This window comes from uncultured Roseobacter sp. (genome assembly GCF_947492555.1).
Taxonomy (GTDB): domain Bacteria; phylum Pseudomonadota; class Alphaproteobacteria; order Rhodobacterales; family Rhodobacteraceae; genus Roseobacter.
The window spans coordinates 262,238-276,632 of record NZ_CANLNE010000003.1 but is presented as its reverse complement, the minus strand read 5'-3'; the positions used below and the strand labels follow the sequence as shown (position 1 = coordinate 276,632).

Genomic DNA, 14,395 nt, shown 5'->3' with positions numbered 1-14,395 from the left:
GCATCCATCTCGACCGTCACCATCCGCGCACCAGATTGGTTTCGCACGATGCTGGCACTGACGCCAAGCGGCGTCAACCGTTACTCCTGGTAAACGCCCACCGATGACCCGGGCTGCGCCGCAACAGTCAGCAGATCAAAGACATATTGTGCCTGGGACCGGAAACAGACGATCTGAAACACGTCCTCTTCCGGCATCCAGAAGGCGGCCGGAACCTGTGCCATCCGCGTGCGGCGAAACATGCCGGGCGTGAACTGATCGGGCGCCAGATCCACAGGGCAGAGCTTGGTCATCACCTCGCGGGCGCCCGCCCCGCTGACGCGAAACATCGCGCGGGCATCGGAAACGTTGACGGCGAGCGCATGCGATTTCGCCAGCGTCTTATGCACGTTGGCCAGGGTCCCGCCCACCGCGTCATAGGGGCAGAGCAGCAGGAGTTCGTCAGGGCTCATCCAGCACAGTCCGCGATCTTCCTCGACCGTGGCCATGCCCTGTTCCGGCATCGCAACGCCAGACGCCGATGTAGCCGCTTTCTTGAACGCGCTGGCAGAGAGATCACCCCGCAGGGTAATCATGCCCTGAAGAGCACATTCCGAGACCATCGCAATCCCGTCGGTCGAAGACGCGCCGCCCAGAGCAGTAACCGGCTCAGACATTGGCTTTCTCCCCGTCCTTGTCATAGAAAACCGGGTCTACGATGCGCGCCTTGTAGGTCGCCCCCTCCGTGCCCGGGAATTCGAGAACCTCGCCCATCCGGTCGGGGCCGTGCAGCACCAACCCCATGGCGATACCCTTGCCCAGGTTCGGCGAATGATAGCTTGAGGTCACGCGTCCGATCATGGTCTTTTGTCCATTGGCGTTTTCGCCCTCACCCACCGCATAGGCCCCATCTGGCAGCACCGCGCCTGACAGCGTTTCCAGCCCCACCAGTTTCCAGCGATTGGGGTCGGTCATGTGGCTCCGTTCCTGTGCGCGTTTGCCCAAGAAATCCTCTTTCTTCTTCGAGATTGCCCAGTGCAGCCCCAGGTCCTGCGGGATCACCGTGCCGTCGGTCTCGTCGCCAATCATGATGAAGCCCTTCTCGGCCCGCAGGATGTGCAGCGCTTCGGTCCCATATGGCATCACGCCCAGATCATGGCCGACCACCATCAGCGCATCCCAGAACGCCTGCCCCTGCCCCGCATCCACGGCAATCTCGTAGCTCATTTCACCAGAGAATGAGATGCGATAGACCCGGACCCTGAAGCCGCCGAGTTCACCATCGGCCCACTCCATAAAGCCCAAGGCCTCTTTCGAGATATCCATGCCGCCCAGCTTTTCCAACGCCTTGCGCGCATTCGGCCCAACCACGGCAACCTGCGCATATTGCTCGGTCACATTGGCCACATAGACCTGCCAGTCCCACCACTCGGTCTGCAGCCATTCTTCCATATGCTGGTGAATGCGCTCAGCCCCGCCGGTCGTCGTGTGGCAGAGGAAGGTGTCGTCATCGATCCGCGCCACCACGCCGTCGTCGATCAGGAACCCGTTTTCCGAACACATCAGCCCGTAGCGGCATTTGCCGGGTTTCAGCGTGCTCATCATGTTTGTGTAAAGCATGTCGAGGAACCTGCCCGCATCCGGCCCCTTCACGATTAGCTTGCCCAGCGTCGAGGCGTCCAGCAGTCCGAGATTCTCCCGTGCGTTGCGCGTCTCGCGCATCACAGCATCATGGGTGTTCTCGCCGTCGCGGACATAGGCATAGGGACGGCGCCAATGGCCAACCGGCTCCCACTCCGCGCCATGCGTGTCGTGCCAATTGTGCATCGGCGTGCGGCGAATGGGCTGGAAGACCTCGCCGCGCGCTTCGCCTGCAATCGAGCCCATGGAAATCGGCGTATAGGGCGGGCGGAAGGTGGTGGTGCCCACCTGCGGGATGGTGCTGTTGAGTGCACCGGCCAGCGTGGCCAGACCGTTGATGTTGCTGAGTTTCCCCTGATCCGTCGCCATGCCGAGCGTGGTATAGCGCTTGGCGTGCTCGACGCTTTCAAAGCCCTCTTGCGCGGCCAGCTGCACGTCCGAGACCTTCACATCGTTCTGATAATCCAGCCAGGCCTTGCTGCGCAGTTTCACACCTGCGCCCTGCGGCATCAGCCAGACGGGCATCATCGGTGCCTCTTCCGGGCTTTCGCCGACGGGGCAATTGGTCTGCCGGACCTTGAACCCGGTGGCAGCAGCGGCCAGCTTGCCCGCCTGATCGCCATCGCCCAGTGCATCGGCCAATCGCAGAGCGCCGTTCGCGGCCCCGGCGGCGGTCACAAATGCCTCGCCCTGCGCGCCCATCGGCGCTTTGTCCACATCAGGCCGGAAATGCGCCTGCGTCTCATCCCAGATCAGTTTGCCACCACAGTGCGACCACAGATGCACCACGGGAGACCAGCCGCCCGACATGGCCACCGCGTCGCAGGCGATCTCTTCGAGCACGGCCCCTTCACCCGCCTGACTACAAACGCAAACACCAGTGACACGCTTGGTGCCTTTCACCTTTGCGATGGCGTGCCCCATCATCACCCGGATGCCCAGAGCCTTTGCCTGTTCCATGGCGGGGCTGTCCTGCGCTAGCACCCGCGCATCGAGGATGACCGGCACGCTCAGCCCTGCGTTTTTAAGGTCAAATGCCGTAAGGTAAGCGTCATCATTGTTGGTCACGATCACCGTGCGATCCCCGGTTGAGACACCGTAATTGACCAGATAATCGCGCATGGCAGAGGCCAGCATGACGCCGGGAATGTCGTTTCCTGCGAAGGGCAAAGGGCGCTCGATTGCGCCGGTGGCGGTCACGATATGCCCCGCCCGGATGCGCCACAGGCGGTGACGGGGGCCGGGATTTTCCGGCGCGTGATCACGCAGTTGTTCGTAGCCCAGGACGTAGCCGTGATCGTAAACACCGGCCCCCATCAATCGCTTGCGCAGGATGACATTGGGCATCGAATCCAGCTCGGAGACGATTTGATCCACGTAGTTTTCCACAGGGACGCCATCCACCGTGCCGCCATCGACGGGGCCGCGCCCGCCCCAATGGGCCGACTGCTCGATCAGCAGCACCTTGGCGCCTGTCGCGGCGGCCGTCTTAGCGGCCTGCAACCCCGCCACACCGCCGCCAATGACCATTACATCGCAGAAAAAGTGAAAATGTTCGTAGGTATCCGCATCCCGCGCCTTGGGGGCACGACCCAAGCCGGCGGATTGCCGGATGAACGGCTCGTAGACATGTTTCCACAAGGGGCGGGGATGCATGAACATCTTGTAATAGAACCCTGCGGGCAGAAACCGGCTCAGATGCGTGTTGATCGCGCCGACGTCAAATTCCAGGCTGGGCCAGTGGTTCTGGCTCTGCGCGGTCAACCCCTCGAAAAGTTCGGTCGTGGTGACCCGCTGGTTGGGCTCGAAGGTGCCCTCAGCGCCCATATTCACCAGCCCGTTGGGCTCTTCAGCGCCGGAGGCTACAAGGCCGCGCGGACGGTGATATTTGAACGACCGCCCGACCAGCATCTGATCATTCGCCAGCAGTGCGGAAGCCAGCGTGTCGCCTTCAAAGCCGCGCAACTGCTTGCCGTTGAAGGTGAATTTCAGGGCCTTTTGCTTGTTCAGCAGACGGCCGCCTGTTGCAAGGCGCGTGCTCATGACTGGGATTCCGGCATAGATGGCGAAGGGGGGATTTGCATATTTTTAGAACAATGAAAGGTCATTCGAACTCTCTCCACGCCCAATTGGGGCGTTTTTCAGAGATCTTGTCCCGCAGATCCTTGGGCGGCTCCGTGGTCTGGGCGGAATAGGTCCCGAAAACTTCCAGCGTGGTGGTGCAGCGTGCGGCGTGAAACCATTTGCCGCAGCCATAGGCGTGCCGCCAGCGTTCGAAATGCACGCCGCGCGGGTTTTCCCGCATGAACAGATAGCCTTCGAAGTCATCCTCGGATGCGCCGGGGCCAAAGCGTTTCAGATGCGCTTCACCGCCTCCCTGGAATTCGGTTTCCTCGGCGGTAACGCCGCAAACGGGACAGGACAGGATCAGCATGCGTAGGCTCCGGCCATCGGGGGGCGGCACGCGAAAAAGGCGGGCGTCCGGAGACACCCGCCTTTGGCGGTCCGCAAAAATGAGAAGGTGTTATTCGACGACAGCGGGTGCTGTGTCGGCGGGTGCCGCCGGTGCGGTTTCGATGGCGGCAGGATCTGCGGCGCCATCGGGATCTGTGGGCACGGTGCTTGTGCCAAGAACGGCCAGCAGGAAGACGAAAGCGCCGATAACCACGAGCGCGATGAAAATGCCTTTGCCACTGACGCCATCATTGTGGGTCGTATAGTCAGCCATTGTTTTGTCTCCTTGTTACGGGAGGCCAGTGTGAAGGCTGACGGCAGTGTCGCAACCACGGCAGGCACTGTGGTCTGATTTCGGCGAGCACAAGCCAGATAAGCGCGCATCGGGAAGCCGAAAAATGCCGATTTAGCGGTAAAACGATAAAAACCGCCCGGGCGACGGGACGCCCGAACGGCTTTTTTGCACGTTGGTTTTTCGGGTTTAATTGCCCGAGACGGCTTCTGCTGCGCTTTCCAGGGCTGTGTCCGGGCCTTCGACCGAGACAGCCTCGCCACCGGCCAGCATGAAGTACGCAAGAATGGCGACGACAACCACGAGTGCGCCAACGATAAAGGCGATACCGGTGTTGCTGCCACTGGAGCTTGATTGATCGGACATGTTGTTTCTCCTTTTCGCGTTGCGATTGAAAAGAGAACACCCTGCCCACGGGAAAAGTTCCGTGAAACATGCACCTTACGACTGTCGCCAAATCTGGTGCGCTGCGCTACACTGTGTGCAGTCCGGGTGAGGAGGATCCGATCATGAGCCACGAGATGACGGCGGTTCTGGTATTTGGCGTCATAGGTGTACTGGCGTTGGTCATGCTGGTGCGCGAAAGGCGCGGCATTGCGGCGCGAAAGGCAGCGCGCGGCGGACGTGAGGTGAATGTCAGCAACCTGATTGCCTTTGGGTCTGCCGCGGGTGAGGGCGAGAAAACGCACACTGACTGACACCCAATGCCCGCCTTGGTCCATCTTATCGCCTTTGACGGCCTGCTTTTGCAGGTCCTTCCCGTAGTCTGGCGCGGTATCGCACGCAAGCCGGATGGGATCGGCGGACCGGGGGATGGCGGCGTCTGACATCAGTGCGCGACCCCGGCAGCGACACTTTCGTCAATGAACCGGCCTTCGCGAAAACGCTCCAGCCCGAAGGCATCCGTCAGGGGGCCGTGCCCCTTGGCCATCAGTTCCGCCATTGCCCAGCCCGAGCCCGGCGTCGCCTTGAATCCGCCCGTGCCCCAGCCGCAGTTGATGAAGACATTCTCCACCGGTGTTTTTGACAGGATGGGCGAGCGGTCCCCTGTGATGTCCACGATGCCGCCCCATTGGCGCAGCATCTTGAGGCGGCTGACCATCGGGAATGTCTCGACCAGCGCGCGCACGGTTTCCTCGATGTGGTGGAACGATCCGCGCTGAGTGTAGTTGTTGTAGCCATCGGTGCCACCGCCGATGACCATCTCGCCCTTGTCGGACTGGCTCATGTAGCCGTGCACGGTGTTGGCCATGACCACTACATCCATGCAGGGCTTGATCGGCTCCGAAACCAGTGCCTGCAGGGCCACCGATTCAATCGGCAGACGGAAACCTGCAAGTCCCGCCACATGGCCCGAATTGCCCGCCACCACGATGCCGAGCTTGTCACAGTCAATCGCGCCCTTCGTCGTATCCACGCCCACGACGCGGCCACCCTCGCGGCGCACGGCTGTGACTTCGCATTGCTGGATCACGTCCATGCCCATGTCGGAACAGGCGCGCGCATAGCCCCAGGCAACCGCATCGTGCCGCGCGGTGCCGCCGCGCGCCTGCCACAAGCCGCCAAGCACCGGATAGCGCGGCCCGTCGATGTTGATGATCGGCACCAGTTCCTTGACGCGGCGCGGCCCGATGAACTCGGTCTTCACCCCCTGCAGCGCGTTGGCATGGGCCGTGCGTTGATAGCCGCGGACCTCGTGATGGGTCTGCGCCAGCATGATCACGCCACGCGGGGAAAACATCACGTTATAGTTCAGATCCTGGCTCATCGTCTCGTAAAGACTGCGCGATTTTTCATAAAGCGCCGCTGACGGGTCCTGCAGATAATTGCTGCGAATGATCGTCGTGTTACGCCCGGTGTTACCGCCGCCCAGCCAGCCCTTTTCCAGAATCGCCACGTTTTTGATGCCGAACCGCTTGCCCAGATAGTACGCCGTGGCCAGCCCGTGCCCCCCCGCGCCAATGATGATCACATCGTATTTCTTCTTGGGTTCCGCCGCACGCCACGCGCGCTCCCATCCGGTGTGATACCGCGCAGCTTCACGCGCCACGGCAAAGACGGAATAACGTTTCATGGCAAGATCACCCCAAGACGAAAGACACCGGATTCGCTCCGCCGTCCAGACTGGCACAGTTCTGCGGTACTTATCAAAAAAGGCAAAGACTGCGCGCGTCGCTTTCTAACAGGTTTGCGACACATGTCTCAATTGGGACGGGTGCACGCGCAGGCGTGATGATTTGTCCCTTTTGCCCGTGCGCATTGATCGCTAAGTCAGGGACGCAAGGAGCATGACTGAATGGCATTATTCTGGATATTGGCGAGTGGGCTCGCCGTGGGCATCACGATTTTGCTGGCACTGGGTCTGCGTGCACCGCGCACAGGGGCGGCGGTACCGGCCGCAGCCTATGATTTGCAGGTCTATCGCGACCAGTTGCGGGAGGTTGAAAAGGACCTTGCGCGCGGTGTGGTCAGCAAAGAAGACGCCGACCGCGTGCGCGCCGAGGTGTCACGCCGCATCCTTGCAGCCGATGCAGCACTGCAAAGGGACCACGTCGCTACAGACGCCAGCAAAGGCGCACCCGGGATCGTTGCCGGCGTCATCGCTCTTGTTCTGGTCGCCGGCAGTGCCGGGCTTTATCTGCAACTTGGAGCACCAGGATACGGCGATTTGAAGCTGGCAGACCGCATCGCCTTTGCCGAGGAAGCGCTGGCGGAACGCCCCAGTCAGGCCGAAGCCGAAGCCAGCCTGCCCAACCGCGGCACCCCGGCGGAGGCGAGCCCGGATTACGTCGCACTGGTCGAACAACTGCGCGATACCGTGGCCCAACGGCCCGACGACCTGCAAGGCCATATCCTGCTGGCGCAAAACGAGGCAAACCTGGGCAACTTCCGCGCTGCCGCACGGGCGCAGGGCGAGGTGCTGCGCCTGAAAGGGGTCAACGCAGAGGTCGCCGATTACGTCGATTATGCCGACATGCTGGTGCTCGCTGCGGGTGGTTACGTGTCCCCCGAGGCGGAAGCGGCGCTGCGCACGGCGCTCAGCGTGGATCAGGCCAACGGAACGGCGCGCTACTACCTTGGCCTGATGATGGCCCAGACCGGACGACCGGACACCGCCTTTCGCATGTGGGATGCACTGCTGCGCGAAGGGCCGGAGGACGCGCCGTGGATACCGCCCATCCTTGCACAGATCGAAGATATGTCATTCCGGGCAGGCGTCAACTACCAGTTGCCTGAAATCGGCACAGGGCGCGGCCCCTCCGCCGCCGATATCGAGGCCGCAGGCGATCTTTCCCCGGCAGAGCGGCTGGAGATGATCCAGGGCATGGTCTCTGGCCTCTCCGAACGGCTCGCGACCGAAGGTGGCCCGGTGCAGGACTGGGCGCAGTTGATCAGCGCGCTTGGCGTGCTGGGTCAGACCGGACAGGCGCGCGCGGTTTATGATAATGCTGTCGAGGTCTTTGCCGAAGACACCCGTGCGCTGGACCTGCTGCTGCGCGCGGGCCAGCGGGCGCGTGTTGTCGAATGATACACGAAGAGATCGGCGATTTCGCCGCCGCCCTGCCCCCGATGCACAGCATTGCCGGCCTTGATCTGGGCACGGTCACCATTGGTGTGGCGGTCTCCGACACCTTCTTGTCCATCGCCACACCGCTGGAAACCATCAAGCGACGCAAGTTCACGCAGGACGTTGCGCGACTGACGGAAATCCTCGCCGCGCGCCGGATCGGCGGGCTGGTGCTGGGGCTGCCGCGCAACATGGATGGCTCCGAAGGGCCGCGTTGCCAGTCCACGCGAGCCTTTGCGCGGAACCTTGATCGCACCTATGGATTTGACCTGCCCATCACCTTCTGGGACGAGCGCCTCTCCACCGTTGCCGCAGAACGTGCTCTGCTGGAGGCGGATACATCGCGAAAACGTCGCGCCGAGGTTATTGATCACGTGGCCGCGGGGTTTATCTTGCAGGGAGCGCTGGACCGGTTGCGGGCCATTCGCGTCGCCAATGAAGGGTAGCACATGACAGACGACATCTGGCGCCGCGATGAGGCGGAGAGCCCCTGCATCAAGGTCTGTGTGATCCATCCTGAGGCACGGCTCTGTACCGGCTGCCTGCGCTCCATCGACGAGATCAGCGCATGGTCAGGCATGACGCCGGAGGCACGCCGTGCCGTGATGGCAGAATTGCCCCTACGCGGCGGCCAGTTGAAAAAACGCAAAGGCGGGCGCGCCGCGCGACTGGCGCGTTAGCAGGCCAATCAGCCATGGAATTGTCAGACGCACACCGATCCGCCCTCGATGACATCCTGACTTGGCGGCGCGATGTCCGGCACTTTCTGCAAGACCCGGTAGCGGCAGATGTGCTGGCCCGGCTGCAGCGCAGTATGGACCACGCCCCATCAGTCGGTAATTCCCGTCCCTGGCGCGTGATGCAGGTGGACAGCCCAGACAGGCGTGCGCGGATCATCGAGAGTTTCGAAGCCTGCAATAACGCGGCCGCCGAGGCCTATGCGCCCGAAGCACGGCGCGACTATCTCGCCCTGAAGCTTGCCGGATTGCGCGAGGCCCCGGTGCACCTCGCCGTCTTCACCGATCTGACTGTCGAGGAAGGGCGCGGGCTGGGGCGGCAGACCATGCCCGAGGTGCTCTCTTATTCGACGGTCATGGCGATCCACACGCTCTGGCTGGCCGCGCGGGCGGAAAACATCGGCCTGGGGTGGGTCTCCATCCTTGACCCGGTCGCCGTTGCCGCGATCCTTGACGCACCACCCAGCTGGTCCCTGACCGGCTATCTCTGCCTTGGCCACGCCGAGCGTATTTCCGACACGCCGCTGCTGCACGAGGCGGGATGGCAGGCGGACACGACACAGCCCTGGATCATCAGGTAGCGCTCAAACAGCCTGCAGCTTCCGCGCTTCCTCCCCGGCCAATTCCAGCAGTTGCTGCATGAAGGGCTTGCCCAGATCGTCCTCGCGCACTGCCGCGTAAAGCCTTCGGGTGATCCCTTTTTCAGTCAGAGGGCGCGTGATGTAGTCGGAGGAATACTTCACCTCCCGCACCACCCAATCCGGCAGCACCGATACCCCGCGATTGGAGGCGACCAGCAGCAGGATCACCGCCGTCAGCTCCACCTGCCGGATCGCGGCAGGCTCCACCTTGGCAGGGATCAGAAGTTGGCTGAAGACATCAAGCCGGGTGCGCTCCACCGGATAGGTGATCAACGTCTCCTCCCGGAAATCCGCCGCCTCGACATAGGGTTTCTGCGCCAGAGGATGCGTGCTTGCAGCTACAAAAACCGGCGCGTAATCAAAGAGTTCGACAAACTTCACCCCCGGCAACTCCTCCGGGTCGGAAGAGACCACCAGATCAACCTCTTCCTTTAACAGCGCAGGCAGCGCGTCAAAGGCCAGCCCCGGACGGATATCCACATCGACATCCCCCCAGCTTTTGCGGAACTTCTCCAGCACCGGGAAGAGCCATTCGAAACAGGCGTGGCATTCAATGGCGATATGCATCCGGCCGGTGCTGCCCGCCCGCAGGCCGGTGAATTCTTCCTGCAAGGCTTGCACTTGCGGCAGGACCTGTTGTGCCAGTTTCAGCAGACGAATGCCTGCCGGCGACAGCTTGAGCGGCTTGGACCGGCGCACAAAAAGCTCGACCCCGGCCTGATCCTCCAACCCCTTGATTTGATGGCTCAAAGCAGATTGGGTGATGTGCAGCTGATCCGCCGCACGCGCCAGCCCACCCGCCTCGTGGATGGCCTGGATCGTGCGCAGGTGGCGAAACTCGATATGCATGCGTGCCTCATGTTAAAGATGAGAGTTATGAGTTTGTCTCACGAAGTGCGGTATGGCACAAGGTGACAACTCATAAGGAAGTCGCCCGATGTCCACCCCATCCGTCTCATTTGAAGTCTTCCCGCCCCGCTCCATCGATGCGTCCTTTAAACTGTGGGAAACCGCGCAGGCACTGGCGCCGCTGGAGCCGCGATTTTTCTCGGTCACCTATGGTGCGGGCGGCAGCACGCGCGATTTGACTCATGACGCGGCCTATACGCTGCACAAATCATCCGGCCTGCCGGTTGCCGCGCATCTGACCTGCGTCGGCGCGTCCAAGGCGGAGACCCTCGCCGTGGCCCAACGGTTTGCCAAGGCAGGGATCACCGACATCGTTGCCCTGCGCGGCGATGCGCCAGAAGGCCAGGACAGTTTCACAGCCCATCCCGACGGTTTTGCCAATGCGGTCGAATTAATCGAGGCATTGGCGCAGTCCGGCCAGTTCACCCTGCGCGTGGGTGCCTACCCGGAAAAACACCCCGAGGCCGCCAGCCAGCAGGCCAACATCGACTGGCTGAAAGCAAAGATCGATGCGGGCGCGGATGAAGCGATCACCCAGTTCTTTTTCGAGGCCGACACCTTCCTGCGGTTCCGTGATGATTGTGCCAAAGCGGGTATCACGGCGCCGATTACGCCGGGCATCCTGCCCATCATCAACTGGACCAGCGCGCGCAAGTTCGCCCTGCGCTGCGGCGCAACCATTCCGGCCTGGTTGGATCAGGCGTTCGAGGCGGCAATCCGTGATGACCGGCACGATCTGCTGGCCACGGCAATCTGCACAGAACTCTGCTCGGACCTGGTCGACGAGGGCGTCGAGGACCTGCATTTCTACACGCTGAACCGCCCCGACATGACGCGCGAGATCTGCCACGCACTTGGCGTTACGCTGGCCACCTCGGGCGTGCGCGACGTCGCGTAATCCTTGTTCCCAAATCCGATAAACGCTTAGCTCCAGACATAAATTCCCTCTTGTCGGAGCCTGACATGCCCATCGCAAAATCCCCCGCTGACCTGCTTAGCCAAGCTGATGTTCTGTCCATGTCAGGGCTTGAATTCATGCAGGGCATTCTGGACGGGCGTCACCCCGGTCCGCCCATTGGCGAGACCATGGGCTACACCCTGCACGCCGTGTTCGACGGGCGGGCCGTGTTTCGCGGCACGCCGGAATTCAACGTGACCAACCCGATGGGGACGGTGCATGGCGGCTGGTACGGCACCCTGCTCGATTCCGCCATGGCCTGCGCCGTGATGACAAAAGTGCCGCGCGGCTCGATCTACACAACGCTGGAATTCAAGATCAACATAACCCGCAACATCCCCCTTGGCACGACCATCGATTGTATCGGCGAGATTGATCATTCCGGTCGATCTACGGGCGTTGCGCATGGCGAAATCCGCGGGGTCGAGGACGGCAAGCTTTATGCCACCGGATCGACGACCTGCATCATCATGAAGATGACCTGATCCGTCACCGGCAGAATTGCACCGACCCTGCATCCGGGAGTTGAACGAATCTCTCGGCCCTGCTACCCGTGCCGAACGGAAACCCTGACAGCAGAAAGGTCAGACATGAAGAATCGTCAACCACATATGCTTTGCGCAGCGGGCGTGATTGCCAGCTAAAGCGGTCTGACAGGTTTCTATTCCGAAGGCCGCCTCATGAAGCGGCCTTTTCTTTTTATATCCTCCTCATGCGGCGGCTTTCCATCATTCATGGAGAGCACAAATGCCAAACTTATCACTCTACATCCCCCTCAGCCGGTCGCGCGGTGTTCTGTTGCGGTTGGTGGCGGTTTTAATCCGGGCGCCAAGACGGCTGCGGCGCGACCCTTATGCGCGCGCGCATCTGCCCGCCTACCTGCGGGAGGACGTGGGTCTCGAACCGGAGGTTGAACACCCTCCGCCTCTCTCACACCGGTTCCCGTTCTGACCGGTCCCGACCCGAGCCACTCGTGGCTCGGGTCATCTGCTCCGGTTTGCAAATCTGTTGGCAGAGACGTGGCCACGGACCGGCCAGCTGTCTCCGGGCCGCGCGTTACTGCGCGCGTGTGGCAACCCACCGGGAAATCTCATCCAATACGACCGGCGCATAGGCGCGGCTTCCACTGAGCAGAAAGCGCAGCCCCGCCAGAGCGGTCCAATCTGCAGGGGTCTGGAAATTGAAGTGCTGCGCCCGCAGTAAACTGTGCGTTGCCTGCGGCACGATCCGCACATCATGGTGCGGATTTTTCGCATATAACTCTGCCGTTTCGGATGGGTACACGTTCAGATCATCCGCGCCCATCAAAACGAGGGTCGGTGTCGTCATTGCCAGCACGTCTTCGGTCGCATCGACCCCATAGTTGCGCCTGACGAAGGCGCAGCGCGCCGCGCTCATGTCATCGCGGCCTGCGCACACGGACCCATCCCGGAAAATTCGATCGTTCTCAGCGAGGTTGTCAGCGACAGCCTGCTCGATTTCCCCAAAAGTGTGCCCCGCGCTCTCAAGGCGTTTTGACGTGTAATAGGCCCCCTGGCGACGCCAGTTCACGGCAGGCCCGATCAGCACGGCGTATCCGGCACCGGTGTCCGTTGTAACCTTAGGCACGACCCAACCTGCCTGCGAAAACCCTAAAAATCCCAAGGTTGTATGCGCAAATCCTTGCTGGTCTCTCAGATACTCAAAAGCGGTCACGGCCTCTTTTATGCGGTCCGCCATCGACTGCGCCAACCAGTCACCTTCGCTTTGCCCGATGCCCGGTTTGTCCCACGAAAAAACGCCGGTGCCCCGGGCCACCAAGGCGTTGACCAACGGCAGATAAGTGCTGTCAGACCACCTGTCCTGCGGCCCATCCCCATGCACGATCAGGACAATGGGAGGCGCATCCACCTTCGGAGGCAAGACCAGTGTCCCGGCGAGGTGGTGACCCTGCACTGTAAACACATGTTCAGAAACGGCAGCGTTGTCGGGCACTTCAAATGCACGTATGGTGTCCAACCCGGCAAAGACCAGTGCCACAAGAAGCGCCAAAACACCCCAGGCTGCGTATCGTTTCAACTGGTCCCTCGTACACAATAACCACGCGGTACGTCCTCACACTGATCATAACATTGTGCAATGGCCAATGGGAATTTCACAGCGATCCGTCGCAGCAAACCGCGGATCTCAGACCGTCTTTCCGAACCCCATCCAGCCGCGCGGCGCGGGGGCCACGGATTGACGCAGGGCGACACTGTCGTGGATTTGCTCGGACGGGTCCTGCAGGGGTCTGCGCGCCCGCCGGGTGATGAACCATTTACCATTGCCACGAAAGGTTCCCAGCATGGGGGCCGTGGCATCCTGCGCAAAACGGGTGGTCCAGCCGTCGGGCAGCGGCAGGCCGGTCATCTGCGCCCGCTCCATCATCCAGACCAGCGGAATGTTAGACAGAGGTCGCGCTTCCTCAAACCCGCCAAGTTGTCCGCCGACATCACCATGGGTGCCGGCAAACCAGACCTGTTCCACCCGCCCCTGAAACCCCTCGGGCGAGGACCAGAGCACCGGCGCATAGGCCGCGCGCGTTTCGTCCAGCGCCAGCGCGTGGAACCCCGCTTTCACGTTGTGGCTGAGGCGGTGGCTGTGAAACGCATGTCTCTTCTCGCTGAGACGCCACAGGACCGGCGCGTTGAAGCCCAGCGATTTGACCGTGTCCCAGACACCGATCATCTCGATCTCGACCCCTTCAAGACAGTGAGCCGCGGCAAACTGGCGGGCGCAATCGCTGGAGGGATCGGCTTCATAATGGCGGTAGACGTCGCGGATGTTTCGCTCGGTCGCGTTTTCGGCCTTCAGCAGGCCCATCAAGTCGATGACCCCGGCGAGGCTGCGCACCGCATAGGCCCCGCGTGAATAGCCAAAGAGGAAAATCTTGTCCCCCGGATGATAGCGTGACGCCAGATAGCCATAGGCGCGGCGGATCTGCCGGTTGATACCACGCCCCATCATCACATCCATGGCCGAGCGCCAGCTGTCCCACTGCAGCCCGGGCTCATAATAGATCGAGAGGGGGCTGCCCACTTCACGACACAGATGATAGGCCCGCCCCGCGTTGGTCTCGCAGCCCGGCTCCAGCGAGGACATCGTGCCATCAAGAATGACGACATGGGTGACAGGGCCGCGGCGCGGGCCAAAATCGCTGTCAGGCCGGCGCCAGAACCTGCTGCGCAGCCAGCCGAG

At 61.8% G+C, this 14,395-nt stretch carries 18 protein-coding genes; 9 read left to right on the top strand and 9 right to left on the bottom strand.

Features of this window, described 5'->3' with window-relative positions; translation table 11 throughout:
• Window positions 1-80 precede the first annotated feature (80 nt).
• The 5 genes from Q1A07_RS14465 to Q1A07_RS14445 all read right to left on the bottom strand — a co-directional run bounded on the left by Q1A07_RS14465 (window position 81) and on the right by Q1A07_RS14445 (window position 4,732).
• Window positions 81-656, bottom strand: a complete 576-nt coding sequence (locus Q1A07_RS14465) for a sarcosine oxidase subunit gamma (protein ID WP_299782526.1) — start codon at window positions 654-656, stop codon at window positions 81-83.
• Entirely contained in the window at window positions 649-3,663 is a 3,015-nt protein-coding gene (locus Q1A07_RS14460) for a sarcosine oxidase subunit alpha family protein (RefSeq protein WP_299782524.1), read from the bottom strand. The genes Q1A07_RS14465 and Q1A07_RS14460 overlap by 8 nt, the downstream gene beginning before the upstream one ends.
• Before the next feature lie 61 nt (window positions 3,664-3,724).
• Window positions 3,725-4,054 carry a sarcosine oxidase subunit delta gene (locus Q1A07_RS14455; protein ID WP_299782522.1) on the bottom strand — a complete coding sequence of 110 codons (330 nt, stop codon included), beginning with the start codon at window positions 4,052-4,054 and terminating at the stop codon, window positions 3,725-3,727.
• Between the two features lie 90 nt (window positions 4,055-4,144).
• Window positions 4,145-4,348 carry a hypothetical protein gene (locus Q1A07_RS14450; protein WP_195818759.1) on the bottom strand — a complete coding sequence of 68 codons (204 nt, stop codon included), beginning with the start codon at window positions 4,346-4,348 and terminating at the stop codon, window positions 4,145-4,147.
• A gap of 207 nt (window positions 4,349-4,555) precedes the next feature.
• Window positions 4,556-4,732 (bottom strand): hypothetical protein, encoded by a 177-nt coding sequence (locus tag Q1A07_RS14445; protein ID WP_299782519.1) that lies wholly within the window; start codon window positions 4,730-4,732, stop codon window positions 4,556-4,558.
• 143 nt (window positions 4,733-4,875) lie between these two features.
• On the opposite strand from Q1A07_RS14445, the gene Q1A07_RS14440 reads away from it, so the two are divergent.
• Complete coding sequence (locus tag Q1A07_RS14440; RefSeq protein WP_299782517.1) at window positions 4,876-5,064, top strand: hypothetical protein; 189 nt, start codon at window positions 4,876-4,878, stop codon at window positions 5,062-5,064.
• A 6-nt stretch (window positions 5,065-5,070) separates the two neighbouring features.
• Window positions 5,071-5,193 (top strand): hypothetical protein, encoded by a 123-nt coding sequence (locus tag Q1A07_RS14435; RefSeq protein ID WP_299782515.1) that lies wholly within the window; start codon window positions 5,071-5,073, stop codon window positions 5,191-5,193.
• A 2-nt stretch (window positions 5,194-5,195) separates the two neighbouring features.
• Here the strand turns inward: Q1A07_RS14435 and Q1A07_RS14430 are convergent, their stop codons facing one another.
• Window positions 5,196-6,440, bottom strand: a complete 1,245-nt coding sequence (locus Q1A07_RS14430) for a sarcosine oxidase subunit beta family protein (protein ID WP_299782513.1) — start codon at window positions 6,438-6,440, stop codon at window positions 5,196-5,198.
• A gap of 222 nt (window positions 6,441-6,662) precedes the next feature.
• Between Q1A07_RS14430 and ccmI the strand changes: the two genes are divergently transcribed.
• From ccmI to bluB, 4 genes are read left to right on the top strand one after another with little or no spacing between them, the layout of a single operon-like run.
• Window positions 6,663-7,895: a c-type cytochrome biogenesis protein CcmI gene (ccmI, locus tag Q1A07_RS14425; RefSeq protein WP_299782511.1), complete on the top strand. Its 1,233-nt coding sequence runs from the start codon at window positions 6,663-6,665 to the stop codon at window positions 7,893-7,895.
• Window positions 7,892-8,380 (top strand): Holliday junction resolvase RuvX, encoded by a 489-nt coding sequence (ruvX, locus tag Q1A07_RS14420; protein ID WP_299782509.1) that lies wholly within the window; start codon window positions 7,892-7,894, stop codon window positions 8,378-8,380. The genes ccmI and ruvX overlap by 4 nt, the downstream gene beginning before the upstream one ends.
• A gap of 3 nt (window positions 8,381-8,383) precedes the next feature.
• Window positions 8,384-8,614 carry a DUF1289 domain-containing protein gene (locus Q1A07_RS14415; protein WP_299782507.1) on the top strand — a complete coding sequence of 77 codons (231 nt, stop codon included), beginning with the start codon at window positions 8,384-8,386 and terminating at the stop codon, window positions 8,612-8,614.
• A gap of 14 nt (window positions 8,615-8,628) precedes the next feature.
• The gene (gene bluB / locus Q1A07_RS14410; protein ID WP_299782505.1) at window positions 8,629-9,252 is read left to right on the top strand and encodes a 5,6-dimethylbenzimidazole synthase; all 624 of its coding nucleotides are present in this window, start codon (window positions 8,629-8,631) and stop codon (window positions 9,250-9,252) included.
• Between the two features lie 3 nt (window positions 9,253-9,255).
• Here the strand turns inward: bluB and Q1A07_RS14405 are convergent, their stop codons facing one another.
• Window positions 9,256-10,161, bottom strand: coding sequence for a LysR family transcriptional regulator (locus Q1A07_RS14405; protein WP_299782503.1), 906 nt, complete (start codon window positions 10,159-10,161; stop codon window positions 9,256-9,258).
• 88 nt (window positions 10,162-10,249) lie between these two features.
• Here Q1A07_RS14405 and metF point away from each other — a divergent pair, with 88 nt between their 5' ends.
• The 3 genes from metF (at window position 10,250) to Q1A07_RS14390 (ending at window position 12,130) form a co-directional block, all read left to right on the top strand.
• Window positions 10,250-11,119 (top strand): methylenetetrahydrofolate reductase [NAD(P)H], encoded by an 870-nt coding sequence (gene metF, locus Q1A07_RS14400; protein WP_299782501.1) that lies wholly within the window; start codon window positions 10,250-10,252, stop codon window positions 11,117-11,119.
• Window positions 11,120-11,184: 65 nt separating this feature from the next.
• Entirely contained in the window at window positions 11,185-11,664 is a 480-nt protein-coding gene (locus tag Q1A07_RS14395; RefSeq protein WP_299782500.1) for a PaaI family thioesterase, read from the top strand.
• Between the two features lie 262 nt (window positions 11,665-11,926).
• A complete protein-coding gene (locus tag Q1A07_RS14390; protein ID WP_299782498.1) occupies window positions 11,927-12,130 on the top strand; it encodes a hypothetical protein in 204 nt (67 codons plus the stop codon).
• A 105-nt stretch (window positions 12,131-12,235) separates the two neighbouring features.
• Here Q1A07_RS14390 and Q1A07_RS14385 read toward each other — a convergent pair whose 3' ends face one another.
• Both Q1A07_RS14385 and Q1A07_RS14380 read right to left on the bottom strand, forming a co-directional pair.
• Window positions 12,236-13,237: an alpha/beta fold hydrolase gene (locus Q1A07_RS14385; protein ID WP_299782496.1), complete on the bottom strand. Its 1,002-nt coding sequence runs from the start codon at window positions 13,235-13,237 to the stop codon at window positions 12,236-12,238.
• A 108-nt stretch (window positions 13,238-13,345) separates the two neighbouring features.
• A complete protein-coding gene (locus Q1A07_RS14380; protein WP_299783545.1) occupies window positions 13,346-14,386 on the bottom strand; it encodes a DUF2235 domain-containing protein in 1,041 nt (346 codons plus the stop codon).
• Window positions 14,387-14,395: the final 9 nt, after the last annotated feature.

What these genes read in the sequence shown, in the direction of transcription:
- Q1A07_RS14465 (WP_299782526.1), bottom strand. Translation starts at nt 656, where the DNA reads ATGTCTGAGCCGGTTACTGCTCTGGGCGGCGCGTCTTCGACCGACGGG.
- Q1A07_RS14460 (WP_299782524.1), bottom strand. Translation starts at nt 3,663, where the DNA reads ATGAGCACGCGCCTTGCAACAGGCGGCCGTCTGCTGAACAAGCAAAAG.
- Q1A07_RS14455 (WP_299782522.1), bottom strand. Translation starts at nt 4,054, where the DNA reads ATGCTGATCCTGTCCTGTCCCGTTTGCGGCGTTACCGCCGAGGAAACC.
- Q1A07_RS14450 (WP_195818759.1), bottom strand. Translation starts at nt 4,348, where the DNA reads ATGGCTGACTATACGACCCACAATGATGGCGTCAGTGGCAAAGGCATT.
- Q1A07_RS14445 (WP_299782519.1), bottom strand. Translation starts at nt 4,732, where the DNA reads ATGTCCGATCAATCAAGCTCCAGTGGCAGCAACACCGGTATCGCCTTT.
- Q1A07_RS14440 (WP_299782517.1), top strand. Translation starts at nt 4,876, where the DNA reads ATGAGCCACGAGATGACGGCGGTTCTGGTATTTGGCGTCATAGGTGTA.
- Q1A07_RS14435 (WP_299782515.1), top strand. Translation starts at nt 5,071, where the DNA reads ATGCCCGCCTTGGTCCATCTTATCGCCTTTGACGGCCTGCTTTTGCAG.
- Q1A07_RS14430 (WP_299782513.1), bottom strand. Translation starts at nt 6,440, where the DNA reads ATGAAACGTTATTCCGTCTTTGCCGTGGCGCGTGAAGCTGCGCGGTAT.
- ccmI (WP_299782511.1), top strand. Translation starts at nt 6,663, where the DNA reads ATGGCATTATTCTGGATATTGGCGAGTGGGCTCGCCGTGGGCATCACG.
- ruvX (WP_299782509.1), top strand. Translation starts at nt 7,892, where the DNA reads ATGATACACGAAGAGATCGGCGATTTCGCCGCCGCCCTGCCCCCGATG.
- Q1A07_RS14415 (WP_299782507.1), top strand. Translation starts at nt 8,384, where the DNA reads ATGACAGACGACATCTGGCGCCGCGATGAGGCGGAGAGCCCCTGCATC.
- bluB (WP_299782505.1), top strand. Translation starts at nt 8,629, where the DNA reads ATGGAATTGTCAGACGCACACCGATCCGCCCTCGATGACATCCTGACT.
- Q1A07_RS14405 (WP_299782503.1), bottom strand. Translation starts at nt 10,161, where the DNA reads ATGCATATCGAGTTTCGCCACCTGCGCACGATCCAGGCCATCCACGAG.
- metF (WP_299782501.1), top strand. Translation starts at nt 10,250, where the DNA reads ATGTCCACCCCATCCGTCTCATTTGAAGTCTTCCCGCCCCGCTCCATC.
- Q1A07_RS14395 (WP_299782500.1), top strand. Translation starts at nt 11,185, where the DNA reads ATGCCCATCGCAAAATCCCCCGCTGACCTGCTTAGCCAAGCTGATGTT.
- Q1A07_RS14390 (WP_299782498.1), top strand. Translation starts at nt 11,927, where the DNA reads ATGCCAAACTTATCACTCTACATCCCCCTCAGCCGGTCGCGCGGTGTT.